General features: G+C 43.7%; 23 protein-coding genes. 10 read left to right on the top strand and 13 right to left on the bottom strand.

All coding sequences use genetic code 11. The features are described from left to right. The first annotated feature begins 124 nt into the window (after nt 1-124). Nucleotides 125-1570 (top strand): bifunctional orotidine-5'-phosphate decarboxylase/orotate phosphoribosyltransferase, encoded by a 1446-nt coding sequence (locus LAY57_RS18100; RefSeq protein ID WP_249068203.1) that lies wholly within the window; start codon nt 125-127, stop codon nt 1568-1570. Nucleotides 1571-1631: 61 nt separating this feature from the next. Here LAY57_RS18100 and LAY57_RS18095 read toward each other — a convergent pair whose 3' ends face one another. Continuing rightward, nucleotides 1632-2114 (bottom strand): GNAT family N-acetyltransferase, encoded by a 483-nt coding sequence (locus tag LAY57_RS18095; protein ID WP_249068201.1) that lies wholly within the window; start codon nt 2112-2114, stop codon nt 1632-1634. A gap of 181 nt (nt 2115-2295) precedes the next feature. Between LAY57_RS18095 and LAY57_RS18090 the strand changes: the two genes are divergently transcribed. After that, nucleotides 2296-3192, top strand: a complete 897-nt coding sequence (locus tag LAY57_RS18090; RefSeq protein WP_249068199.1) for a hypothetical protein — start codon at nt 2296-2298, stop codon at nt 3190-3192. Between the two features lie 39 nt (nt 3193-3231). Here the strand turns inward: LAY57_RS18090 and LAY57_RS18085 are convergent, their stop codons facing one another. From LAY57_RS18085 to LAY57_RS18075, 3 genes are all read right to left on the bottom strand, one after another. Beyond that, on the bottom strand, nt 3232-4548 hold the full coding sequence (locus LAY57_RS18085; RefSeq protein WP_249068198.1) for a DUF2330 domain-containing protein: 1317 nt from the start codon (nt 4546-4548) through the stop codon (nt 3232-3234). A 141-nt stretch (nt 4549-4689) separates the two neighbouring features. Then, complete coding sequence (locus tag LAY57_RS18080; RefSeq protein WP_249068197.1) at nt 4690-5607, bottom strand: RnfABCDGE type electron transport complex subunit D; 918 nt, start codon at nt 5605-5607, stop codon at nt 4690-4692. A 95-nt stretch (nt 5608-5702) separates the two neighbouring features. Then, a complete protein-coding gene (locus LAY57_RS18075) occupies nt 5703-6434 on the bottom strand; it encodes a gamma-glutamyl-gamma-aminobutyrate hydrolase family protein (protein WP_249068196.1) in 732 nt (243 codons plus the stop codon). Between the two features lie 234 nt (nt 6435-6668). On the opposite strand from LAY57_RS18075, the gene LAY57_RS18070 reads away from it, so the two are divergent. The 6 genes from LAY57_RS18070 (at nt 6669) to LAY57_RS18045 (ending at nt 12752) form a co-directional block, all read left to right on the top strand. After that, nucleotides 6669-7829 (top strand): MFS transporter, encoded by a 1161-nt coding sequence (locus tag LAY57_RS18070; RefSeq protein WP_249068195.1) that lies wholly within the window; start codon nt 6669-6671, stop codon nt 7827-7829. Between the two features lie 280 nt (nt 7830-8109). Continuing rightward, nucleotides 8110-9375 (top strand): GTP cyclohydrolase II, encoded by a 1266-nt coding sequence (locus LAY57_RS18065; protein ID WP_249068194.1) that lies wholly within the window; start codon nt 8110-8112, stop codon nt 9373-9375. A 35-nt stretch (nt 9376-9410) separates the two neighbouring features. Beyond that, the gene (locus LAY57_RS18060) at nt 9411-10640 is read left to right on the top strand and encodes a URC4/urg3 family protein (RefSeq protein WP_249068193.1); all 1230 of its coding nucleotides are present in this window, start codon (nt 9411-9413) and stop codon (nt 10638-10640) included. Between the two features lie 31 nt (nt 10641-10671). Beyond that, a complete protein-coding gene (locus LAY57_RS18055; protein ID WP_338022435.1) occupies nt 10672-11079 on the top strand; it encodes a response regulator in 408 nt (135 codons plus the stop codon). A gap of 93 nt (nt 11080-11172) precedes the next feature. Continuing rightward, a complete protein-coding gene (upp, locus tag LAY57_RS18050) occupies nt 11173-11808 on the top strand; it encodes a uracil phosphoribosyltransferase (protein ID WP_249068192.1) in 636 nt (211 codons plus the stop codon). 56 nt (nt 11809-11864) lie between these two features. Next, nucleotides 11865-12752: a hypothetical protein gene (locus LAY57_RS18045; protein ID WP_249068191.1), complete on the top strand. Its 888-nt coding sequence runs from the start codon at nt 11865-11867 to the stop codon at nt 12750-12752. Nucleotides 12753-12767: 15 nt separating this feature from the next. Here LAY57_RS18045 and LAY57_RS18040 read toward each other — a convergent pair whose 3' ends face one another. The 3 genes from LAY57_RS18040 to LAY57_RS18030 form a co-directional block, all read right to left on the bottom strand. Next, nucleotides 12768-13703, bottom strand: a complete 936-nt coding sequence (locus tag LAY57_RS18040) for an ABC transporter permease (protein WP_249068190.1) — start codon at nt 13701-13703, stop codon at nt 12768-12770. A 159-nt stretch (nt 13704-13862) separates the two neighbouring features. Then, entirely contained in the window at nt 13863-14903 is a 1041-nt protein-coding gene (locus tag LAY57_RS18035) for an ABC transporter permease (RefSeq protein WP_249068189.1), read from the bottom strand. Further along, nucleotides 14893-15522 carry a hypothetical protein gene (locus LAY57_RS18030; RefSeq protein WP_249068188.1) on the bottom strand — a complete coding sequence of 210 codons (630 nt, stop codon included), beginning with the start codon at nt 15520-15522 and terminating at the stop codon, nt 14893-14895. The genes LAY57_RS18035 and LAY57_RS18030 overlap by 11 nt, the downstream gene beginning before the upstream one ends. 76 nt (nt 15523-15598) lie before the next feature. Between LAY57_RS18030 and LAY57_RS18025 the strand changes: the two genes are divergently transcribed. Further along, nucleotides 15599-16345 carry a hypothetical protein gene (locus LAY57_RS18025; RefSeq protein WP_249068187.1) on the top strand — a complete coding sequence of 249 codons (747 nt, stop codon included), beginning with the start codon at nt 15599-15601 and terminating at the stop codon, nt 16343-16345. 70 nt (nt 16346-16415) lie between these two features. Here the strand turns inward: LAY57_RS18025 and LAY57_RS18020 are convergent, their stop codons facing one another. From LAY57_RS18020 to LAY57_RS18010, 3 genes are all read right to left on the bottom strand, one after another. Further along, entirely contained in the window at nt 16416-17138 is a 723-nt protein-coding gene (locus LAY57_RS18020) for a DUF1877 family protein (protein ID WP_249068186.1), read from the bottom strand. Nucleotides 17139-17222: 84 nt separating this feature from the next. Beyond that, the gene (locus LAY57_RS18015; RefSeq protein ID WP_249068185.1) at nt 17223-18740 is read right to left on the bottom strand and encodes an ABC transporter ATP-binding protein; all 1518 of its coding nucleotides are present in this window, start codon (nt 18738-18740) and stop codon (nt 17223-17225) included. A 63-nt stretch (nt 18741-18803) separates the two neighbouring features. After that, nucleotides 18804-19874: a BMP family protein gene (locus tag LAY57_RS18010; RefSeq protein WP_249068184.1), complete on the bottom strand. Its 1071-nt coding sequence runs from the start codon at nt 19872-19874 to the stop codon at nt 18804-18806. A 132-nt stretch (nt 19875-20006) separates the two neighbouring features. On the opposite strand from LAY57_RS18010, the gene LAY57_RS18005 reads away from it, so the two are divergent. Next, nucleotides 20007-20510, top strand: coding sequence for an ureidoglycolate lyase (locus LAY57_RS18005; RefSeq protein ID WP_249068183.1), 504 nt, complete (start codon nt 20007-20009; stop codon nt 20508-20510). A gap of 275 nt (nt 20511-20785) precedes the next feature. Here LAY57_RS18005 and LAY57_RS18000 read toward each other — a convergent pair whose 3' ends face one another. The 3 genes from LAY57_RS18000 to LAY57_RS17990 all read right to left on the bottom strand — a co-directional run bounded on the left by LAY57_RS18000 (nt 20786) and on the right by LAY57_RS17990 (nt 25212). Then, nucleotides 20786-21022 carry a hypothetical protein gene (locus LAY57_RS18000; protein ID WP_249068182.1) on the bottom strand — a complete coding sequence of 79 codons (237 nt, stop codon included), beginning with the start codon at nt 21020-21022 and terminating at the stop codon, nt 20786-20788. Nucleotide 21023: 1 nt separating this feature from the next. After that, nucleotides 21024-22283 carry a hypothetical protein gene (locus LAY57_RS17995; RefSeq protein ID WP_249068181.1) on the bottom strand — a complete coding sequence of 420 codons (1260 nt, stop codon included), beginning with the start codon at nt 22281-22283 and terminating at the stop codon, nt 21024-21026. 145 nt (nt 22284-22428) lie between these two features. Beyond that, nucleotides 22429-25212 (bottom strand): hybrid sensor histidine kinase/response regulator, encoded by a 2784-nt coding sequence (locus LAY57_RS17990; RefSeq protein WP_249068180.1) that lies wholly within the window; start codon nt 25210-25212, stop codon nt 22429-22431. Nucleotides 25213-25324 lie beyond the last annotated feature (112 nt).

Raw genomic sequence — 25324 nt, 5'->3', positions numbered from 1 at the left:
CTTTAGCGCTCTTATTACAGCTAAGATAAGAGCGCTAAAGCGCAACAACATACCTAGAAAGCAAGTAACTAGCAACTTACGTTAATAGATTCTCTAACATCACACCACAAAAAGGCACAATCAGATGCAGTTTTTTGATAAATTACTTTATGCGATCGAGCGGAATCAAAGCTTACTCTACGTAGGACTTGACCCAGACCTAGACGAGATGGTAGTTAGTGAAAATGGGGATAAAACCCTCCTCCTCTCTCAACTTTGGGAATGGCTAGATACCGTCATCGCCCAAACAGAAGATTTAGTTTGTGCCTACAAGCCCATCCTGGGATTTTACCAAGCATTAGGCGCACCGGGACTGGAACTGCTCAAGCAAACATTGCACAGAATTCCCCCCCACATCCCCATCATTTTAGATGCCAAACACAGCGATATCCATACCAGCACTGTGTTTGCCAAAACTGCCTTTGAGGAATGGCGCGTGGATGCCGTCACCTTGAGTCCCTACGCCGGATGGGATCACGTTGCGCCATTTTTAGTTTACCCCGACAAAGCCGTCTTCGTGCTGTGTGCCAATGCCAATCCGAGTGCGGCGGTGTTGCAGGAATACCCGCTTCCCAGTCAACCTTTTTACCTGCATTTAGTGAATGAAGCCAAAAATTGGGGAACTCCCGCACAATTGGGATTGAAAGTAGGTGGTACACCAGAAATTTTAGCTCGCATCCGGTCAGTTGCGCCAGAACGTCTGATTTTGTTGCAAGAAGATGCTGCCGAAATGCACGATTTGGCAACTATTTTAGCAGCAGGTTTGGATAAGCAAGGTGAGGGATTATTGGTGCCAGTTCCTCCTAGTATTATAGAGGAACCGGGACGCAATATCGCTGAAGCAGTTCGTCAGTTACGCGATACAGTGAATGAAGAACGTCTGCGAATTGTACAGGGAAATCCCACTTGCGAATTGTGGTTGCCGAATGTCTGTTTGTTGCAATCCGAACCGCATCGAGATTTGATTTTGCAACTTTATGATATTGGCTGCATTATTTTTGGCGAACACAAGCAAGCATCAGGAGCGATTTTTCCATATTATATTGATTTGCGAAAAATCATTTCTCAGCCGCAAATATTCCATAAAATATTGAGTGCTTACGCGGATATTTTGCAAAAGTTGGAATTTGATAGGATTGCGGGAATTCCTTATGGTTCTTTGCCGACAGCAACGGGTTTATCTCTGCGTTTAGAACGTCCGATGGTGTATCCCCGCAAGGAGGTGAAAGCACATGGTACGCAAAAGGTAATTGAGGGTAATTTTCACCCTGGGGAAACTGTTGTGGTGGTGGATGATATTTTGATTAGTGGAAAAAGTGCTATTGAGGGTGCGGAAAAATTAAAATCTGTTGGCTTGAAGGTGGAAGATATTGTGGTATTTATCGATCACGAAAAGGGGGTAAAGGATAGGTTGAAAGCACAAGGTTATCAGGCATATTCGGTTTTGTCAATTACACAAATTTCGGAAACTTTGTATAATGCTGGTCGGGTTGATGATGAACAGTTTAAACTTTTGATGTGGGAACATTGAGGTATTTTTTGCCTCAACTTAACCTACCAGATTGAAGATACGTTCCGGTGCAACGCGGTTGTTATGCGACATCACTTCTCAGCGACTTGCGGAAAATGATTTTATCGTCCCCTGCCTTGTAAAATCCTCGAATCCTCGCTTCCTCGTCGTAACCGATTTTTCGGTAAAATGCACGAACGTATTCAAAGTCCTCTAACCCAGAGGTTTCCACCAACAACATACGCTCACCACGCTCAACTAGCATTTGCTCGACGTGGCGCAACAAAGCGGCTCCGCGTCCCTGTCTTTGACGATTAGGATGAATAGCGATTAGATAAAGATTCCATGTTCCCTCGGTCATTCGTTCCGGTGCAACGTAAGCAACGCCCACTGGCTCATTGTCGTCGTCGTCGGTAAACCATACACCTTGGCTGTCTGCTTCGTCATTGAAATGCTGATTTAGCATTTGGGCGAGTTCTTCGATTTGGTTTGACTCGAAAAGTCCTGTCGCTTCTGCCAAGGTGAGTAACGCATTCGTGTCATCGGGCGTGGTCAATCGAATCATAGCGACTTCCAGTTATGCAAACAACTTTTGCTCTCAACCAAATTATCACAACTTTGTGCGCTCCAATGTTTTGTAGCCTCGTTACCAGGCTCGGCCTGGTAACGATAATCTCAAGGCTCTGCCTTGTTTATCAACAGATTTATTGATAGTATTTTATCATCACCAATAACTAATAATTGGCATGACTCGATTTATTCACGACCAATTTGCTAAAGATTATTTAGAACAATTACTATCACCTTATGGTGAAGTTCAAGCACCTCGCCGTGTCTCAGTGGAAATGCGACAAATCGATGTTTGGTTTTCACCTAATTCACAACAATCAACTGCCGCTTCCGAAAGTTTAGGATTATTGGGAATATTTGCGGCTAATCCTTCTATTTTTGAACCATTCCGCAATCCGGCAACTTCTAATCAAATTTGTGATTGTCTGTTAAAATTATTGGAAATTCGGGGAGAATTACAACGAGAGGCGAATCGGAATAATACCAATATCCAGGAGTCCGTCTTACCGCAATTATGGATACTAACGCCTACAGAATCAGATGCTATCTTGTTTGGATTTGGTGCTATAATAGACGATGGGTGGTTGCCTGGAGTTTACTTGATGCCGGAATATCTCAGGACTGGCATTGTAGTAATTCACCAGTTACCCCGTACTCCAGAAACTCTCTGGCTGAGAATTCTGGGTAAAGGTAACGTCCAAAAACAGGCAATTGATGAAATAATCGCACTATCAGCAGATAATCCTTTACGTTACAACGCTATTAAGCTGCTGTATAATTTACGAAAAAACTTGCAAATTAATGACATTCCAGAAGAAGAAGAAGATAGGGAGTTAATTATGAGATTAGCACCACTTTACGAACAAGACCGGGAACAAGCTATTCAGCAAGGTATTCAGCAGGGAGAACGGCGCATTGTAGAAAATTTGCTGCGAATTCGATTTGGTTCCTTAGATGAACAACTAGCGGCAATTATTCCCTCAATATTAGCATTGCCGCCAGAGGAATTTACTGCCATGTTATTGCAGTTATCCCGTGAGGAATTATTGGCTAGATTTGGAGAAAGTTTGTAGTGGGGTGTAGGGATAGGGTAATACTCTATCCCTATTAACTCAATTCCAAATATTTCTCCAAAAAGGTCTAGATTCACTTTGACTAACAGGCTGTTTTTTGCGAATATCATTAATGTTCCAGCCTGTCAATTTAGCTAAATTCTGCGCTTCCCGTTCAAATCGTTCGGCTAAAGACCTTTTATATTGTTGACCTGCTTGACAATTTGCTTCTCCTTGAAAAGGATGTCGTAGAATATATCGACCTTGAAAGTTTTGCTGGTTTGAGGTTTCTTGAAACATCAAATCTTCGGGGAATTTATCGCGTGTATAGCGGACGTGAAGTCGAGTGATAAAGACATTTCCTGATTCGGATGAATTTATCCAAAATACTCCGGCTTTTGTGAGTTCTTCTTGATTGAGTGGTTGGGCTGAACAGGGGTCGCAGTTACTCATATTCCAAGCATATTCGAGAAAGGCTACTTTTTGATCTTCTTGAGTGTATGCTTTGGCAAACATGGCTTTGTAGAAATCCCCAAATTCCTTCTTGACAAAGACTGGAATTTCTGCATCTGAAGGTACTTTGACTGTTCTGTAATTGGTTACTTCTGCTTGTCCTTTGGGGGATAAGATATAGATAATCAAATCTTGTGCGGCGCTAGCGTTAATCATGCCTAACCGAATTGGTAACATAAATCGGGGGGATTCGTAGGCCATTTGTAGCGGTCGTAAAAGTTGATATCCTGATTTTTGAAATTCTGCCAAATTGACTTTGGCTACGAAGAATTTCATGTTTTGGCGAATGTAGGTTTGTAGTAATTGTGCTGCACCCGCTGGAATTTTATAACCGTTGCGGACAAGCCATGTTTGCAAACCGTTGGATTCGGTGGCGCTGAGAATTAATATGTCATATTCTCCAACTGAAAAACGTGCTTCTATGGTGACACCAAAGGAGTTTTGCTCATTCCTATCCCTTGATTCACTTGCTGCTGGTGCGCCTCTAGTTACAGCGCCTTGCCTCCTGCTCATATCGTAATCTGCACAAGGGTCTTCATCAAAATATTCTACCAATCGAGGTGCGCTAAAAGCATCTAATCTTTCGATAATTTTGGGGTCGCCAACGCGCACTTGTTCTTTCTGCAAAACTACGGGAACGGGAACGACTAAGGCAAAGTCTTTCACATCGCCTTGATAGTCATTTGCCATTGTTAAAATAGTGCGGCTACCATCATGGGCGATAATTACTTGGGAGGCTTTGTTGTAAAGTTTGGTATCTGCTTTGGCGACATAGAAACCGCAAAATGCCCAGGCTGTAGGGGCAAAGCAAATAACAGCTACGAAAGTTAGAAGTAAACTTATTAAAATCCGAAATGGCTTCATGGCAAGTTTCTTGTTTCTGTTAGTTATAGCTAGGTGAAGAAGGTTCTAGAGAATTGTAGGTTGGGTTTCGTTCCTCAACCCAACCTACTTGATGTCTTAAGAGTGTTGGGTTTCGTTCCTCAACCCAACCTACTTGATGTCTTAAGTGATTAATTCTTGTCGGCGGGGGAAAGATAAACGACCGTTGACAAATGACCAGGAAAATCTGGGTGCTGTCCAAAGATAATCTAAGAGGATGGTTAGGGGAGCAAGAGCAAATAATGACCAGAATACTGCTGTGGAAACGAAGAAGTAATTACGCAGGATAAAGGTTAGTAGGGCGATGGATGCTGCCCATATCAAGCGGCTTATTCTGGCATTTGGGATTGAGCGGGGGTCGGTAATCATAAATAGGGCAAACAGCAATAATGACCCGCTCATTAAACGATGAAAGTAAACGTCCCACGTCCAACCTAGCAAAATGTTGCGAATAGCTTCGAGGAATGCGTAGGAACCTAAAAAAGCGGCGGTTGTGTCCCATCTGCCTATTCGTTTTAATATCATGCCGCCAGTGCCTGCAAATAAAAGTACATACCACCAATCTTCGCCCCATTGTCCGGGGGAAACCCAGGCATCTTTGGTGAGGATGAGAGCTGCGATGATGCCAAAGTTGGCGGGATTAAAGAAATGCTTTTTCCCAATTTGAAAGATAAATTTGCTTAAAATTGCCAGTATTCCTGCGACAATCATTGTGGTGTAATGTTCTGCACGAAGTAGCAGACAAAGGCTTAAGGCTGTGATGGCGGCGCTGCGAAGTGAATTGTGTTTTTGAGGGTTTAGTAAGTCTAAATTTAGTTTGGGTGAATGATTTTCGGATTGTGCGAATAGGTTTTGGATGTTTACTTTGAGGTGGGGCCAGATGGATGCTGCACGCTCTGCTACCCATTGGGTGAGGAGGCAGGTGGCGATCGCAACTACAATTAAGTCAGGTCGTAGTGTCCAGTCCCTTGTCCCGATGCCCAATACTAGGAATAGGGATAAAAACAGAATTTGGTAGTCTCGGATATCTTTGAGGAGCATTGCGTGTTAAGGGAAGAATTGGTTTGTTCTAAATTTAGATACTGCCGAGACTAAAATAGTTGCTATGCAACAAAATCGTTACAGATATCGGCCTCTTAGCCGGTTTTTTGAGAAAATACTGCTTTCCGGTGCTGTGCTGCTGTAACGAAGGTGCGGAAAATTCGCTGCTGGCGTCCGTCGTTGAGGGCGAGTTCGGGATGCCATTGGAGTGCTATGGCCCAAGGATGATATTCATGCTCTAATGCTTCTATGACGCCATCGGGTGCTTGTGCTGCAAGACGCCAAGCTGTTGGGATGGTGCTGGCTGCTTGATGGTGCCAAGAGATAATTTTTGCTTCTCCTGGGCCAATGATGGTGGCAAGGCGAGTGCCTGTGATAATTTGAATGCTATGCTCGCAGGGGCGAGTTTGTTCTGCTCGGTGGGTTATTGTTTCGCCAAATTCGTCGGGTAGATGAGTTACCAATTTGCCGCCGCTGGCGACTACGAGTATTTCTAAACCGCGACAGATGCCTAAGATGGGAATATCTGAGTTAAGGGCAAGCTGGGCTAGGGATAGCTCGAAGCGATCGCGCTCTGCGTTTACATTATAGATCGTCGGATGGGGTGCGCCGTTATAGGTGGCTGGGTCAATATCGCCCCCGCCTGAAAAAAGAATACCATCTACCCATTCCAGTACGGTAGCTAGGTTAAGTTCGCCTGGGGGTAGCAGCATGGGTAAACCACCTGCGAGGCGCACTGCGTCTACATATTCGCGCCGCACGCAAAAGCTGCCTGTCTGATTTTGACCGGAGGTAGTAATGCCAATTAGCGGTGGATAAAATTTCATGCGATCGTCTCAGTTTATGATATTGGGTGGGCAACGAAAACCCAACCCCTAAGATAGTATTCCCCGCTCATGGGAAATGTACTCAGTTTCATTCCCCAAGATTAACAGTTGTTTTCTGGCTGTAATTCCCAAAGCGAAACTTTAGCATATTCACAGATATTGGGGGAAGTTTGTATCGGGAGATACTGAGGTTAGAGAAACTATGAACCATCGATTATAGAGATACCAATTCCTATGCTCAAACTCATTACTTTGCTGATTACCAGCAGTATGACCGTTATGGCTGGTGCTACAATTTCACCAGCTTTGCCCCAAATGCAGGAATTTTTTAAGGCTGAATCTAATTCTGAATTTTGGGTTAAGTTACTGTTGACCCTGCCTGGATTGTTCACAGGGTTAGCGGCCCCGTTTGCCGGAGCTATTATTGACCGATTTGGACGCAAACGATTACTAGCTGCTGCGGTATTTTTATATGGAATTGCTGGCGGTACTGGTTGCGTTCTCAGTTCTCTGACTGGATTGCTAATTGGACGAGCTTTTTTAGGTTTGGCAGTCGCAGCAATTATGACGACTTCCATCACTTTGATTGCTGACTACTATCAAGGCCCCCAGCGCAATCAGGTTATGGGAGTACAAGCGTCTTTTATGGGTTATGGAGGAGTGACTTTCCTGTTATTGGGTGGCTTTTTAGCAAGTTTTAGCTGGCGGGGGCCATTCTTTATTTATCTTTCTGCTTTTGCCGTTTTACCGCTAGTGATATTCACCATAACAGAACCGGAAGTTGCCACAGAACATACCTCGAATTTGGCTGAAGATTCAGATCCAAAGTTGCCTATCATAACGCTAATTTCGATCTACAGTCTAACTTTTTTGACGATGGTGGTGTTCTATATGATTCCAGTGCAAATTCCTTTTTACTTGAGGAATTTTCAAGTCAATAGTTTCTTAGCTGGAATAGCGATCGCTGCTTCGACTCTTGCTAGTGCCACTATGTCTTTATTTTACAAAAACCTTAAGGCACGTCTGAGTTTTCAAGGCATTCTTATTTGCCTTTTCCCTCTCATAGGTTTGGGGTATATCGCTGTTTCTGTGGCAAATAGTTACGCTTTTGTGGTTTTGGGTTTAATTGTTTCTGGATTGGGACTGGGTTTGTTTCTTCCAAATATGAATGTTTGGTTGAATGCGATCGCACCCGTCGCGACTAGGGGAAGACTTTTGGGAGGCTTGACAACTGCAATGTTTCTTGGACAGTTCTTTTCTCCTATTCTTATTCAACCAATTGTACAACAGATTCAACTGCCATCTACCTTTACGGTGGTGGGAGTCGCCATGTTAATTTTGGCTGCTGCGATCGCGGGTGCTTTGTTTGCAAATAGATTTTCCCATACTGCTTGAATTATACTTCCAAATAAGTCCGTTCGGTTAAGGTCGGCATTGCCCAGCTATATCCGTTCTTGCATCTGGGCATTTTTTAGCGCGTCTAGATCGATCGTACAAATCTTAGAAACCCGGTTTCTTTGAGAAACCGGGTTTCTGGCTTTGGAGAAGTTGTACAAATCATTCAGACGCATTATATTAATTTTGCAGTGTAAAACACTACAAAGTCTAAAATTTACTTGCTATGATAATAGTTTAACATTTACTATCACCCGTAAGATATTAGGCTAGGAAAGTTATGGAAAACCAAAAACCAATATCTAAGCAAAAGCATATTGTTTTGACATCCCATCCCAACAGATCGGGTCAAAATCCACTGCCAATACGTTGGGGAGAAAGCGATCCAATCAAACGGGGGCCGATTATTGGTACTTTAACTAACGCGACTCAGCGGAATGCGATCGGCACTCACTCCGGTTCTTATGCTGTGTATCGCGCATTGGCGATCGCATCTGGCGCACTTCAGGCAAATCACCGTCCCGACTTCACAAATACATCTCCCGTTGTCCGCATTGGGCCGCATCCTAGTTGGGCCGATCGCGATCAAATTATTGCTCTCGACCCTTTTGGTGCCATTGTAGGTGAAGTTTACACACAATTTTATGAGGATGGTTACGATCTTCGCCCGACAATTGCCATTACAAAAGCTCACATAAATATGCCAGAATTGCAAGAAGTAGTAGCAAAAGGTATATTGCAAGTTGATGGTAAAATATTAAAAAGTAATGGCAATTTAGTAGTAACTAAAGTTGCGATCGATCCAGTTTGGTATCTGCCAGGAATTGCCAAGCGACTCAATGTTAAAGAAAGCGATTTGCGGCGCATCCTCTTTCAACAAACTGGTGGGATGTTCCCAGAATTGGTGACGCGCCCAGATTTACACATATTTTTACCTCCAATTGGTGGCATTACAGTTTATTTAATAGGAGATGTAGAAGCAATTACAGACCCCAATCGAGTTCTCGCCGTGCGGATACACGATGAATGCAATGGTTCGGATGTGTTTGGTTCCGATATTTGCACTTGTCGTCCTTATTTAGTACATGGAATTGAAGTTTGTATCCAAACGGCACAATCAGGCGGTGCTGGTGTAATTGTCTATTTTCGTAAAGAAGGACGTGCTTTGGGCGAAGTTACAAAGTTTCTGGTTTATAATGCTCGCAAACGTCAGGAAGGAGGCGATCGGGCCGATGCCTATTTTGCTCGCACCGAATGTGTGGCGGGAGTTCAAGATATGCGTTTTCAAGAACTAATGCCAGATGTGTTGCATTGGTTGGGAATTACTCGTATTGACAGATTAGTTTCGATGAGCGATATGAAGTATAACGCCATCGTTAATTCTGGAATTCAAGTAATCGATCGCATCGCTATTCCTGAAGATAGAATACCAGAAGATGCAAGGGTGGAAATCGCCGCCAAGCAAGCGGCTGGTTACTACACGCCGGGAGAAACGCCAGATGCGATCGCACTAGCAGAAATTAAAGGTAGAACTTTGGAAGGATAAAGTGTAAAGGATGAAATAATTTTGCCCAATGAACAATGAACAATGAACAAGAAACCATTAAATATCTAAGAAGTCCCGTCGCAATTCGCGAAAGGTGCGATCGCATCTTCAGTTTGGGATGTGAAAATAAACTCAGTCACTTTCGCGTTGATTTAACCAAGCTGGATAAATGCGCTGATTATGTTATTCAGGTAATGCAGGAAGAATATCCCAACTTAGAAATTCCCTTTCATAGTAGATGGCGACATTTTGAGGTTGGGAATGTATCGCGGATCGCAGAACTCGATCGCACTTTGGCAGGACTTACACCATTAGAAAAAGCTAAAGTTAAATTTGATTTGGCAATTATCAGCGTTTTGCTAGATGCTGGCGCAGGTGCAAATTGGCAATATTACGAACGAGAAACAGAACAAGTGTTTCGCCGTTCGGAAGGTTTAGCGGTAGCGAGTTTTCGGATGTTTTGTCAAGGCGCTTTTTCCAGTCACCCAGATTTACCTTGGCAAGCTGATGCTAAAGGACTTCAAAGCTTGACGCTAGAAGAACTAATGTCAGGATTTCAGGTGAGTGCAGATAATCCCCTCGTAGGTGTGTCAGGCAGATTGGAATTATTACAGCGTTTGGGACAAGTGCTAACTCAACATCCAAAAGTTTTTGGCACTGAGAATCCCCGGCCTGGAAATATGGTAAATTATCTGCTGGATAACCACAATAACCAAGTGGCAGCAAGTACGGTGTTGAGTGCAGTGTTGGAGGGATTGGGGGAAATTTGGCCGGGAAGATTGGCGATCGCAGATGTTAACTTAGGCGATGTCTGGATACATCCTTCTTTGGAGGGAGATAATCAGAGCGAACGCTATGTCCCGTTCCACAAACTTTCCCAGTGGTTAACTTATTCTCTTTTAGAACCACTCCAAGAACTTGGTTTAGAAATTACGGGATTAAACGAGCTGACCGGACTTTCAGAATATCGCAATGGCGGTTTGTGCCTGGATATTGGACTGCTGGAGGCGAAATATCCAGACATTTTGCGCGATCGTTATCCGGTTGGATCTGAGATAATTGTAGAATGGCGAGCGTTAACCGTCAGTTTGTTGGATCGGATTGCCGCCACCATCAGACAAAAGTTAAATCTGAGTAGTGCTGAATTACCGCTGGTTAAGGTTTTACAAGGAGGAACCTGGAGTGCCGGACGGCGAATTGCATTAGTATTAAGAGAAGGCGGCGTTCCCCCAATTCAAATAGAAAGTGATGGAACGGTGTTTTGAAAATTAGTAGATAGTCGAGTTAAATTTGCAGATGTACGAAAAACCCAAGCTAATGGTGGTTGATGACGAGCCTGAAAACCTGGATTTGCTATACAGGACATTTCGGCGTCAATTTCAAATATTTAAAGCAGATGGTCCGATCGGCGCTTTAGAAATGCTCGATCGCGAAGGCGAAATGGCGGTGATTATTTCCGATCAGCTGATGCCGCAAATGAATGGGATTGAATTTTTAAGCAGCACAATAGAGCGCTTCCCGGATACAATTCGTATTCTTTTAAGTGGCCTTGGTGAAGAAATGGATGGCCTCGCAGATAAGAAAAAGAAGGCTAAAATTTTCAAATTAATCACTAAGCCTTGTAATATAGATGAACTAAAGGCTGTAGTCCAAGAGGCTGTTGAAATATACCAAGCTGCCAAGCTCAAAAATGATGTATCGTGAAAAGGCTGGCAGCAATAATCATTGTTCTAATGATTAAATAAATGGGTTATAGCTCGAAAAGCTAAAACCAAAGCTATCCCTGTATCAGTAAAAATGACAGCTAAAGTTACTGTAATCGATCATCCCTTGATCCTGCATAAGTTGACGCTGATGCGCCAAACGACGACCAGCACAGCGAAATTTCGCAACCTGCTCAAAGAGATCGGGATGTTGTTAGCTTATGAGGTGACGCGGGATTTGCCGCTGAAATATGAAGATATTGAAACGCCGATCGCACCAATGTTGGCCCCGATGCTGGCAGCTGAAAAAAAGATGGTAATTGTCTCGATTATGCGAGCCGGACAGGGGATTTTGGACGGAATTTTGGAACTAATGCCCTCAGCAAGGGTGGGACATATCGGTTTGTACCGCGACCCCACAACTCATGTCGCAATTGAATATTATTTCAAATTTCCTCACGATATCGAACAGCGAGATGTTTTGATTGTCGATCCGATGTTGGCAACTGGCAATTCAGCGGTTGCTGCTGTTGACCGAATTAAAGAAGTAAATCCGGTGTCAATTAAGTTTTTGTGTTTGTTAGCAGCACCGGAGGGAATTGCCCATTTTCAAGAACAACATCCCGATGTTCCCATCTACACTGCTGCAATTGATGATTATTTAGACGAACACGGTTATATTGTGCCGGGACTTGGGGATGCAGGCGATCGTCTTTACGGGACTAAGTAGGGCTAAGAACCGATCCGAAAAGTCAGTTCCTTGTTTTTTTTACCGCAGATTACGCCATGACTGGAACTCACCCACGTATCCCAACCCTTACTTATCGAACGCAATCGATAGATACTTCTATCGAAGCTGAGCAAGTACAGTTTGGGCTATGGCGTCAGTTGTCTCTGTGGAAAAAAGCCGAGATAGTCAGCGGTTGGACTAAAGGTTGTTGGGAAATGTGCCTTTTGGCGATACAGCATCGCTATCCAGATGCTGATGCTGCTTTTATTAGGCGGGAATTCATGGCCCGATCGCTCGGAGTAGACTTTCAATCCATAGCCAGTATTTTATCTGTTAGTCAGCTTTACTTGGAGCAAGCAATAATGCTAAATGACCCCATTTCTTTAGCCCTTGTTATCGCTGACATTTTAAACGAACTGGAAATTCCCTACCTTGTTGGCGGGTCGGTAGCTAGTTCCCTTATGGGCGAACCGCGCAGCACCCAAGACATTGACTTAGTAGCAGACTTGCATATTGAAAAAGTCGATCGATTAATCCAAGCGCTACAGCCAAGATTTTATGTGTCAGAAAATGCTGTACTAGAAGCAATTCGCTATAAAGGTTCTTTTAACCTGATTGACAACGAATCTCTTGGCAAAATTGATATTTTTATCCTGAAAGACGAACCATTTAATCGAACAGAATTTCAGCGACGACAAACTAGAGTCGTCCGGCGGAACCCCGATCGAGAAATAGTTCTGCCCACACCCGAAGACATCATTTTGCAGAAACTAATTTGGTATCGGATGGGATTCGGATCGCAAAAGCAATGGCGCGATATTTTAGGTGTAATGAAGCTGCAAGGCGAACAACTAGATAAAGGTTATCTCAATGGGTGGGCGCAAACGCTGGGACTGACAGAATTATTGGTACAAAGTCTGCAAGAAGCTGGATTATATAGCTAGCCCCTAGCTATAATTCTATTGCTCTCGACTTTCAGGAATGTAAGGAATTCCCAGTGCAGCGGGAGGCGTCGATTTGCCAGCCAATCCTATTAACGCTAACAGCGCAATAACATAAGGCAACATCACCAAAAATTGATAGGGAATATTTAGATTAAACGCTTGAATTCGCAACTGCAAAGCTTCTGTAGCACCAAATAACAAACAAGCAAAAGCAGTGCTGACGGGATGCCATCTGCCAAAAATTAAAGCAGCAAGAGCAATAAAACCTTTTCCTGCACTCATACCTTCGGCAAAGAATTTGACGTGAACTAAAGCTAGATACGCACCTCCCAAACCTGCCATACAGCCACTAATTATCACTGCTGTATAGCGCACTAAAGTAACAGAAACTCCGGCAGTATCTGCGGCGCGTGGATATTCTCCCACCGCACGCAAAGACAATCCTAAACTGGTGCGAAATAACAAATATGTAATGAAGGGAACTAGCAAGAATAATAAGTAAATCAGCGGATCTTGATTGAACAGGAGAGAACCGACGATCGGGATATTTTGCAATCCGGGAATGCCGATAGCTTGAATTCCCGGTAATTGTTGCGCTTGACCGCTATTAAATAGGATGCGCGACCAAAAAGAGGTCAATCCAGCGGCGGTGAGATTAATCGCAAGTCCCGATACTAATTGGTCTACTCGCAAGGTAACACAAAGATAAGCGTGCAGCAATCCCACTATTCCACCGACTGTTATTGCTAACAGCATTCCTCCCCAAACATTACCAGTCAAAACTGCTCCGGCAGCGCTAGCAAATGCACCGGATAGTAACATTCCTTCTAGGGCAATATTTAGTACTCCTGACCTTTCTGAAAAAAGTCCCCCTAAAGCGGCAAATGCTAACGGGACTGAGAGGCGCAAGCTGGCACTTAAGTAATCGGTAAAAAAGGTCAATTTGTCCATTGTATTTTTTTATTTGAAGCGAATATAAATACGATCGCATCTGCGTTCATCTGCGGTTTTAAGTAGGTGGGCGTAAATAAACTGAAGACCCAGAAACCCGGTTTCTCCAAGAAACCGGGTTTCTAAGGGCGCGGCAGTTTTACGTTTAATTATGCCCATCTACTTAATTCTAATCACTCTAAATCGACGTTCGATCGCAAAACTAATGGCTATAAACAGCACAGTTAATCCCTGAATCGCGTAAACTACCGTAACGGGAACATCTGCACTGCGCTGCATCACGTTTGCGCCGCTGCGTAAGGCACCGAAAAAGAGGGATGTTGCCACAATGCCAGCGATGTTACCGCGACTGAGAAAGGCAAGAGCGATCGCATCATACCCATAACCAGGTGAAAATTGCTCGAATAAGCGATGTTTCAACCCCATCACCTCGGACGAACCCGCTAATCCCGCCAATCCTCCCGCTAGCGCCATCACAATGATTATTGTGCGTTCCACCGACATCCCGCTGTAGCGTGCCGCCACGGGATTTAGCCCCACCGCCTCGATTTGGTATCCTAAAGGCGATCGGGCAAACACCACCCACAGAATTACCGCCGCAATTAATCCAACTAAAATCCCCGCATGGGCTTGCGTTTTAGGAAGTATAATTGGCAACCAAGCTGATTGGGCAATTAGGGGAGAATACGCACTAGGCGCACCCGGTTCGATCAGCGGTTCGTGGACGAGATATCCCACCAAGTTAAGGGCGATATAGTTCAACAAAAGCGTTGTGATGACTTCATTTACACCCCGCACCGCTTTGAGATATCCCGGAATCCCACCCCAGACAGCGCCAAACAGGAATCCTCCCAGCAGTGCTAAGGGTAAGTGAATCAATGCGGGCAATCCTTGCAAGTATAGCCCGACAAGGGTGCTGCCGAGTCCGCCCATGTAAATCTGTCCTTCGCCGCCAATGTTGAATTGCCCTGCTTTCAGCGCTGTTAGCACGCCCAAACCTGCCAGTAGCAAGGGGGCAGTTTTGGTGAGGGTACTGCCAAAACCGTAGTAGTTTGCCAGGGATTCAGTGAACAGGACTGTATAAGCTGTTACAGGGTTCGTCCCCGATAGCGCGATTAAAACGGCACCGACGAGTAAGGCAGATGCGATCGCTACAATTGGGGATAACAGCAACCATATCCGTGAACTTTCATGGCGCATGGAATGGTGCCGCTTGCAGGACTTCGTTAGTAAATTCAAGGCTTTTTTCAATTTCGGCGAGGTATCTACGCGCCCGCGATAATGGGTGATCGGTGAATTGATTATCGTAGCTTTCGTCCTCAGATTGATTACGCATCATAGCATCTTTGCGAGTGCGATCGTATGGATCTTGAAACCACCCTTTATAGGGATCGTCTGGATCGATTTCTTTCATAACATGGGTATAAACGAGAGTATCTCTTATCCCTGTCATGCCGTATTCTGGGCAATCTACTTTGATTGCATAACTAAAACTTGCAAAGGGAAAAGTTAGGGAACCTATATATCTCATGCCTGTAGATTTCATGGAAAATTTGAACAGAGTTTTGATTGCTGACATACCTTTTACAGACAAAACATCGACAGAGACTAATCCCCCACCAACCTGTATGACATTTTGCCGATAAAAGTTTCGCAGTTCTGTTATAGCAGTAAGATTGACAGGAAGATCGGGTGTAATGGGGAAGAAGTGCAACGATAAGCGATCGGCTGTATCATTTTTCCATAAAATGCGCTCGTCTAATTGTTCAATAGGCTCCCATTTCGAGGTATCGAAGCTAACAGATTTGATGTCAGGCATAGCTGTTTTTTTTGTTTCCGAGTTTGAAATAACAACAACTATATTGGCGTTTAGCACCTATTCATTATTGGAACAGATGCCTTATATTAGTAAAGAGGATTTCACGGCTTTGGAAGTGGGAACTATGAGATTCAGGATTTTAGCGATCGCTACTTTAATCACCACTATTGGATTGGCAGCAAGTCCGAGTTTATCTCAAATTGACCTCAATGCACAACTCAACGCACAACTCAAGCAAGCAGTCTGCGCCCAACAGTGGAGACAAGCCATTCAAATTTTAGATCGCATGAGAGCTAGAGTGCCACAAATGGAAAGCGAACTTGTAAGCTATCGCAGACAAATACAGGCTTTAGCTAACACTCGCGCTAGAATACAGAATTGGCCTCCCAATTATTGTACTGCTGCTACTAGCGCTCCCGTCCAGGCGACTCAACCCACTCCTACCGCAACACCAGCAACACCAGCAACACCCACAACATCAGCAATCACAGGGACGGTAGCTGTTAATCAGATTGAGGCGGTATTTCGAGGCAGAAGGGTTCGCGGCACGGTTGCAAATAATACTAATAACCCCGTTACGCAAATAAAAGTTACATACAATATTGTACGTACAACCGATGCTGATGGACAGACGATACCAGAGCAAGTTCTACAGACAGGATCGGCTGCGATTGCTGGTACTATTCAACCAGGAAGACAAGTTCCTTTTGAAAGTCTCGTAAATTTACAAATTAGAGGTAGCGCTAAGGTGGTTTCAGTCGCGTGGAAAAATACTCTTGACGGTTCTGATGGTGCAAATCCTCCTAGAAGAATAGCACAATAGCAGCATCCAGGATATCAAGAAAATCAACTTTGTTAAATGGTAAGGATGCGCTCGCTCTCTCACTTTTCAACTACCCAATATAGAGCAACATAGCTTTTTTTCTTTCAGCGGCCTCTTGGTAATAGCTCATAAGTTCCAGGTAATCATCTGCATCGGGACTAAACTCATTCCGAAATACTCTTTCTATGATTGTTGTAACTAGCTGGTTCTGTTTTTCCTCAATAGTTTCTACTAATGACATTTTTGATAAAGCCTCTTGCGCTACTTCCCAAATTTTATCGTCTGTTAAACTCGGAAATATCTTTTCGTATCTTGCCTCAAAGCTTTCTGCGGAAATTTTTGATAAAGCCTCTGCTACTTCTTTAACTTCATCAGGCGTTAAGTATCTGATTGCATCATAACCGATTCCAAATCCTGTATCACCTATTTTTGTACCTCCAAAAATAGCATTTACTAAAGGCAGCTTATCACCATCTGGGTTTTGCTTCACTAAAAAGGGTAGCTCATACTCCCGGCAGTAACCTGTGAGTATAAAACTTAGTCCATGCCAATTTCTACGGCTCTGAATATATATATATGTGTCGATATTTGCCTCATATTCTGCCATAATGAGATCGGCATCTTTTTCAAAACTTTCAAACTCTTCAGGAGTGCAAGAACTTCGGAACTTTATCCATTCATCGGAGTCAGAGTTCCAGCCGCCGTAAACAAATACCTTTACAATTTGTTCGCTTTCTTTTAGTTCGTTGAGTAAAGAAGGGGATATCTGCCGAAAGTGAGCGTCTATCGTCATAGTCTGAATTTACTCTAAATTTATATTTAAGTTTTGCCAACTTTTTTCAACCTCAAAAACCTGTTTTAAAGCTATGCAATATAGCTATTCTGCAACGTTTGTCGAAAGTTTACCACCTGTCATCAAATAACCTACCCGTTCCACAGAGGCAGTAGCCGCATCCAGTATATCAACGAATTGACCTTCGTATATCACGGCAATGCGATCGCTCATTGCCATCACTTCTTCTAACTCAGTAGAAATATACAAAATTGCCGCACCTCTTTCCCTTTCAGCTAACAACCGTTGCTGCACGTATTCTGTCGCACCCACATCTAAACCGCGTGTAGGTTGCATCGCCACAATTAAGGCCGGATTCCCCGAAAGTTCTCGTGCAAGCACCACTTTTTGTTGATTCCCGCCCGACAACTGGCTAACTTTAATAGCTGGATTTTCGGCGCGAATATCAAATTTTTGCATGGCTTCAGCAGCATGGTTATTAATTATGCCATATTGTAATAACCAGCGACGGCAAAAGGGTAGCAAATAAAAAACTTTGAGCATCAGATTTTTGGCAATGCTAAATCCCATCACCAAACCCATTTTCTGCCTATCCTCTGGAATATAAGCCATACTTTTCTTCCCCCCCTCCCCGTGGGACGGGGAGGGGTTGGGGGTGGGGTCTCTCCGAATTGTCCCCCCAGAAACGGGACGCAAAAGTGCGATCGCATCTGCCAACTCTCGCTGTCCGTTCCCATCCACACCAGCTATTCCCAGAATTTCACCAGCATGAAGTTGAAAAGATACATCTTTAATTACAAGAAAATTTCGCTCATCACGCACTTGCAAATTCTTCACTTCCAGCACCACATCTCCACACGAAAGAGTAGATTTTTCCAGATGAAATAACACCTCTCTGCCAACCATCAATCGCGCCAATTCCTGAGCATTAGTTTCTGCCGTTTCGATCGTAATCGCCACCTTTCCCCGCCGCAGCACAGTAACAGTATCGCACAGATTCATCACCTCTTCTAGCTTGTGACTGATAAAAATAATCGTATGTCCATCTTGAGCAAGTTGGCGCAGAATAGAAAACAGAATCTCCACTTCTGGAGGCGTCAGCACTGCTGTTGGCTCATCTAAAATCAGCAGTTTTGCCTTGCGGTAAAGTGCTTTCAAAATCTCTACCCGCTGCTGCACTCCCACGGGTAAATCCCCAGCTTTTGCTAATGGATTTACATCAAGATTGTAGGAATGAGCCATTTGAGATATTTTCCTACTCCTCGCCTGCAAATCTAAACGGAAATCAAACCCAGTTCCGAGTATAATATTTTCGGTCACAGACAATTGCGGCACCAACATAAAATGTTGATGAATCATGCCAATTCCGCACTGAATTGCCGCACTAGCTGATGAAATTTGGACAAGCTTATCTTCAATAAATATTTGACCAGTATCAGGCTGATAAAGTCCGCACAAAATATTCATCAAAGTGGTTTTACCTGCTCCATTTTCGCCCAGCATTGCATGGATATATCCACTGCTGACACTCAAGTTGATATTGTCATTGGCAATAAAATTACCAAAGCGTTTGGTAATGCCATCAAGACGTAGGTAAGTCATTTATAAAAGTAGGTATACCCATCATTATTGCAGGATTAGCTTAGCATAACCTTTATAATACTGCTAACCTTGCTTTAAGCATCGGGTGTATTTTCCATTTTCGTCGCAAGGCTCAAACATGATTTTTTTGGCTAAAATTGCATCTTTTGTTTGTAATGCTTTTTCCTCTACATTCTTTGGCACCATCGCACCAAATTTACCAAAATAAAGAATATCAGGCTTATCGAAACCAATCGTATAAATTTCTCCTTTCAGATTTCCCTTGACAGCTAAATCTGCCAAATAAGCAATAGCTAAATCAATCCGCTTAACCGCGCTGGTTAACACGGCTTTGGGTGCCACATTCAGCTGATCTGTTGTATTGCCAAAAGCATAAACTCCCTTTTCGGCAGCAGTTTGCAGCACGGCGGGAGAAGCATTATCCAGCCACTGATAAATCACATCCACACCAGAAGAAATCAACGCCAGTGTTGCTTCTTTTGCCTTAGCTGCATCATTCCAATCGCCAGTATAACTTGGAATTATCTTAATATCGGGTTTGACAGACTTAGCTCCTAACTGAAATCCCCTCAATTCTTCATTTGTTGCTTGGAAAGATTGAGCCGCCAGATAAGCCATTTGATTTGATTTTGTCATTCCTGCACCAATGATGCCGCAAATATAACTGGCTTGCAGATGATCTATACGCAAAGATGCCATATTTTTACCACTCACAGTACCATTTACACCCACAAAGTAAGTGTCAGGAAAAAACTGCGGTGCTACCTGCTGAATTGCCGCATCAAATTGTCCCCCGTGAGCATAGATTAGGTTGTAACCCCGCCGCGCAAAATCTGACAGGGCTTCTACTTGATCTGCTTGTGCTACATTTTCGACATAAGCTGTTTCGATTCCCAGTTTTTTTTCAACTGCTTTCACGCCTTCATAGCCTACTTGGTTCCAAGCTTTATCTGTGATAATTCCCGGTAACACAATTGCTACTTTAAAATTCTTTGCATTTTGTGGCGCTGGCGAGACGCCAGCGGTGTTTGATGTGGAAGTCGAACTGGTAGTACAAGCTTTCAGCAGGAAACTGGTGCCAAAAGCGGCTGAACCGTAAATAAGGAATTGACGCCGACGATACATTTGAGACATACAGGTTTTATTTTGGCTAGATTAAGTGGGATACGTTGGTTCGCGATCGCATATCATTTACATAAATTGTTTCTATTGTAGCAAACCGTATTTTCAGATACACTAAGAAAAGTATTTACCCTATTTATGCAAATGAGCCGATCGATCTTATTAAAACAATTACAGGCTCAGTCAATTACGCCAGAAAACTTTCGATCCTACGGACAGGTGATTTTCCCAAGCATTGATGGCAAAGCTTACGATGCAGAGGACGCTCAGTTAAACCTCCAAAACGGCATTCCTCGAATTTATATTATGCGGCTGCACCACCAAGGACGCAAGTTTCACAAAATTACGCGCCACGTGCAATGCACTCAATGTCTGGGTTCTCTGGAAGGGAAAGATTGGTTAATTGCGCTTGCGCCTCCTAATAATGATACTGACCAACCAAAATTAGAGGAAATTGCCGCTTTTCGTATTCCTGGTAATTGCTTTATCAAGTTAGAGGTAGGTACTTGGCACGCGGGGCCATATTTCGATGGAGATTTTGTTGATTTCTACAATTTGGAACTCAGCAATACAAATGAGATCGATCATTTCACCCACAATTTTTTGGAAAGCCATAATCTAGAATTTGAAATTGCATCTATTTCATAACCCCATCATTGTCGAATTGTAGATTGGGTTGAACGGTTAAAGGTAAAATTGCTCCCTGATATCATGTCCTTACGCATCGGTTACCTAAAAAATCGTGTGATTATTCTTATCTGTGTTCATCTGTGTTCATCTGTCTTTATCTGTGGTAAAAATTTAACCACCGATGACAACAAACAATTTAACGATATCACGCATTTACTAACGATGCAACCGGACAGTATATGACCTAACATCTGCGTTGGGTTTCGTTACCTCAACCAACCTACAAAAATTATTCAATCCTCTCTTTCCATCACTTCCCCGCCAACAATTTCATAACCCCAACCAAGATTGCGGTTCACCAAATGTCGAGCTGCGTCATACTCGCCTAAACGACAAAGTTCGGCTAACTTTTGATACCCATCCTCTTTTTCTTGATCCAATCTTTCCCGACGTAGATTTTTTCTTTGTTCGTCTGAAAGATTAGCTCGTCCTAAACTAAACGCATCAATTTCACCAATTGGTTTCATCATCCTAAAAAGGAATTAAATCTACAACTTCATCATCAACAATACCATATCCCCATTCCGGGTGTTCGGCAATTTGCTTTTCTACGATAGTTCGACCCATAGGTGTTTGGTAAGCTGACTGCAAAGAATCAATAGTAGGAGCATTCGATATATAATCAACATCTTTATCTTCAACTTTTTGCTGTTCTACACTCAGGTTAATAAGGTCGTCTGACTTAGATGATGCTAGGGAAAATTGAGGCCCGATCGCACTCAATTTATTCATAACACTTTCTTTGCTGACTTGCGGTTTATCTGTAAAAGATGGCGGCAAATAAGGAGTTGTCACTCCTAAATTTTTCGCTCTAATTGCGTCATCGGCAATGCGATCGCACTTTCTCAAAAACCCTTCCCACAAATCTTTTCCTAGCACTGGATCTCTAAGTTCAGAACTCGCTTTAGCTACTGCCGTTTCTAGCGGTTCTCCTTTTTGTACATAATACTGAATACGCTCCTCCCTAAAAGCTGGATATGGCACCCCAGGTTCAATTTCCCAATCTCGCTTAACTTTCTGACTTTCTCCCAGCGGAATTCCTTGGATAAATTCATCCCAAAACGGAGACACCAAACCTTTTGTGATGCCATCTATAATTCTAAACACCCATCCAGCCGGATTATCAATACCTTTGTTTTTGAAATGTTCCAATAAAGCTCGTTGAAATTCTTCAAATTGCTCTGGAGAATTCCAAGGCCCATTAAATTGATAATTAGGAGTAACTTTCATTGCAATTGGCTGACGCTGCCAATGGAAAAACTTATCATTTTTATTATTTATACCTGAAGTAGGAGAAGATTCTAACAGTTCTACAGCCGTTGTTTTTGTTGAAGAACCGTTCGATTGAGATATGACTTGAACTTGCGCTTGATTTTGTGCAGAAGTGACAAGACAATTTGACTGTAAGAACTCCTCCAATCTCTGCTCAAGAGCATCAATGTCCGGCCACAATTCCATAATCTTAACATCATCGACCAATCGTTGTTTTAACAGCGATCGCTCCATCAATCGCTTTCGAGCCAGTCTCTGTTCCGTATAACTTAAACCAGTTTCTGACTCAATTTCATCAACAGTAATTTTTACCCAATCATGGGGATTCTCCAATTCAGACTGCTTCTGGAAAAGCAGACAAAATAAAACAGCAGCAGTTACACCGCCAGTAACTTTTGCCAGTTTGGGGTAATAAACCGCTGAATTTCCCAGAAGTCGCCAAAATACTCCTAATTTCAAGCAGAAATTCTCCTATAATTTCACAGTGTTTTTATTCATATAGCCACAGTCAGATATCTTAGGACGGTATTGAACGCTCAAAGCAAGGCTGGGACTGTGTTTGTACTAAAGCCGAAGCACTCAGCACTCAGCACTCAGCACTTTGCTATACTTTTTCAGCACTTGCAGCCAGCGTTGCCACCACTTTAGCTAATTCTCCGGGCTCAACGGGCTTTGCTATGTGCATCTGGAAGCCTGCCGAGAGAGCTTGTTTGTGGTCTTCATCCCTAGCATAAGCCGTCAGGGCAATAGCCGGGGTCTGTCCCCCTTCATTTGCATCCAGCGCCCTCACTTTGCCGATCAAACTGTAACCATCTTCTTGGGGCATTCCAATGTCGCTCACCAGTACATCTGGTTTCAACCTGCAAAGTGCCTCAAACCCTTCAGAAGCGGATGCAACTGCCGTCGCTTGGGCACCATACTGTTCCAGCACAAAGCTCAGAAATGCGCGGGAGTCAGTATCATCATCAACTACAAGTACTCGCAAATCCTTGAGGGGACTGGAGGCCCAGGAATGAGGACTGGGTACTGGGGAATCGGTTCTAGGTTCAATAGTCTCTTTAAGCAGGGGCAACTTGACAGTAAAGGTTGCCCCCAATCCTTCTCCTGGGCTTTCTGCACAGACAGTTCCACCGTGCAGTTCCACCAGACGGCGGACAATTGCCAAACCAAGTCCAAGTCCACCGTGTTTTCTGGTGGTTGAGGAATCGGCTTGGCGGAAGTAATCAAAAACATAAGGCAGAAAGTCAGATCTAATACCTTTACCTGTGTCGCTTATCGTGATTTGGGCATATCGCGATTTTGGATTTGTCGGCAATTCCTCTGATGCGGTATCTTCTAATCCAAAATCGGCAGTCGAAAATCCAATATTGGTTGACAATCGAATCTCGACCCTACCCCCTTCGGAGGTAAACTTAATTGCGTTTGAGAGCAAATTCCATACTACTTGCTGTAGGCGGCTAGGATCGCCCGAAACTAGGCCAAGGTTGGGATCGATCGCACGCTGAATCTGAATTGACTTAGCTTCAGCGGCTAGGCTGACTGTTTCGATCGCTGCTTCGATCGTCGATTTTAAGTTGACCCGACTTTTATTCAGGCTGATTTTTCCCTGCATGATGCGCGAAACATCCAGCAGATCTTCTATAAGTTGCGTTTGTATCTTGGCATTGCGTTCGATCGTTTCAATTGCACGAGCCGTTGTTTCTTCGTCAAATTTTCGGGTTCGCAGTAGCTTGGCCCAACCCAAGATCGGATTAAGGGGCGATCGCAACTCGTGAGATAATACCGCCAAAAACTCATCCTTAATCCGGTTCGCTTGGCCTAACTCCTCAGCTTGTTGCCGTAACCGATTTTCCAATTTCTTGCGCTCAGTTAAGTCGAGAGCAAAGAAAACCCCTCCTGACAAAGTGTCTTCAAAACAGGCACGACCGAACAGAACGGAGATGCGGCTCCCATCTTTGCGAATGTATTCCTTCTCGTAGTTACCCCCCAAACTCAATTTTGAGGAATCTTGACAGTTTTGCTGCTCGCTAGAAATATCTTCTGGTGGGGTGATATCTTGCCAGTGTAATTTCTTGGCAATCAAGTCCGATCGCGTATATCCTATTAACTCAAGAAAAGCATCATTGACATCGGTGACGTAACCGTTTTCATCCCAAAAACCCATCGCGATCATCTTGGATTCAAATACACTTCTGAATCGCGTTTCGCTTTTTTGCAGCGCTGACTGTGCTACCTTGTACTCAGTTACATCACGAGTGATACTGAGTATAGATTCGACCGAACCATCCAGAGCAAACTCAGGCACCATGCGAGATTGATAGTAGCGAGTTCCGCTTGGTGAAGGAAAATCGAATTCCAAAGAACTCTCTAGCGCTGTTTCAAATATATGATTAACCCGCTCTTGCCAGAAAATATTCAATTCCGGACTAAACCCTAGCTCGGCGTTAGTTTTGCCGATGAACTTTTCCCGTGGAATTCCCGTTGCTTTTTCTACAGCAGGATTCACGTAAACGTGGCGCAATTCTCGATCGAATCGTGCAATTATATCAGGTGAATTTTCAGCCAGTGCTTTAAATTCTTGTTCGCTACGATATCGTTCTGAGTCTGCCCGCTGACGCTCGGTAACATCCAGAACTAGAGATAGTACCGATACCAAATTGCCCGATTCATCTAAGAGAACAGAGTTATACCACTCGCAATGGATAACAGAGCCATTTTTTGTATAATTGCGGTTGTGTGAAATATTACGTTGTTCGCTGCCACTAAGTAAGCGGCTCATGGTGTCATTGACAACCTCAACATCTTCAGGAAAAACGAATTGCCAATCATGAGGGTGTTTGCCAATTACTTCCGCAGCACACCACCCGAACAATCTTTCTGCTTCTTTTGACCACCAAGATATCCGAAATTCACGGTTCCATTCTATGACTGCTAACGGTGAATTTTCAACGTGGAAAGTGAGTTTTTGCAGGGCATCCCGCAATGCTGCTTCTGCCTTTACGCGGTAAGTGCGTTCCTTTGCTTCGCGCAATGCTCGATGTACCGACGGGGCAAGTCGCAATAGTCGTTGTTTGAGTACGTAGTCCGTAGCACCATTTTTGAGGGTTTCGATCGCCAATTCCTCGCCTAAAGTAGCCGAAACAAAGATAAACGGCAGTTCTGGACAAGTAGTACGGGCGATTTCTAGAGCCGAAATGCCATCAAAGGAAGGTAGCGCATAATCTGCCAAAATCAAATCAAAAGAGCCTTTTTCCAATGCTGCAACAAAGTCGGCCCTTGTTTCTACTCGCACCAACTCGCAATCAATCCCAGCATCGCTCAGATTGGCATGGATGAGTTCTGCATCTAGCAGACTGTCTTCTAGCAGGAGAATACGGAGTATTTTCACGAGACACCCACCTATTTTTAACTACTCGCCGGGAAGTCCCCCGCTATAACTGTACTCAGTTTAGCGGCGGGATACTTCGGCAGGCTCAGTAACAGAAAGGCAGGGAGATTGT

It is taken from the genome of Argonema antarcticum A004/B2 (genome assembly GCF_023333585.1).
Taxonomy (GTDB): Bacteria; Cyanobacteriota; Cyanobacteriia; order Cyanobacteriales; family Aerosakkonemataceae; genus Argonema; species Argonema antarcticum.
This window is presented reverse-complemented; position numbering and strand designations above follow the sequence as displayed.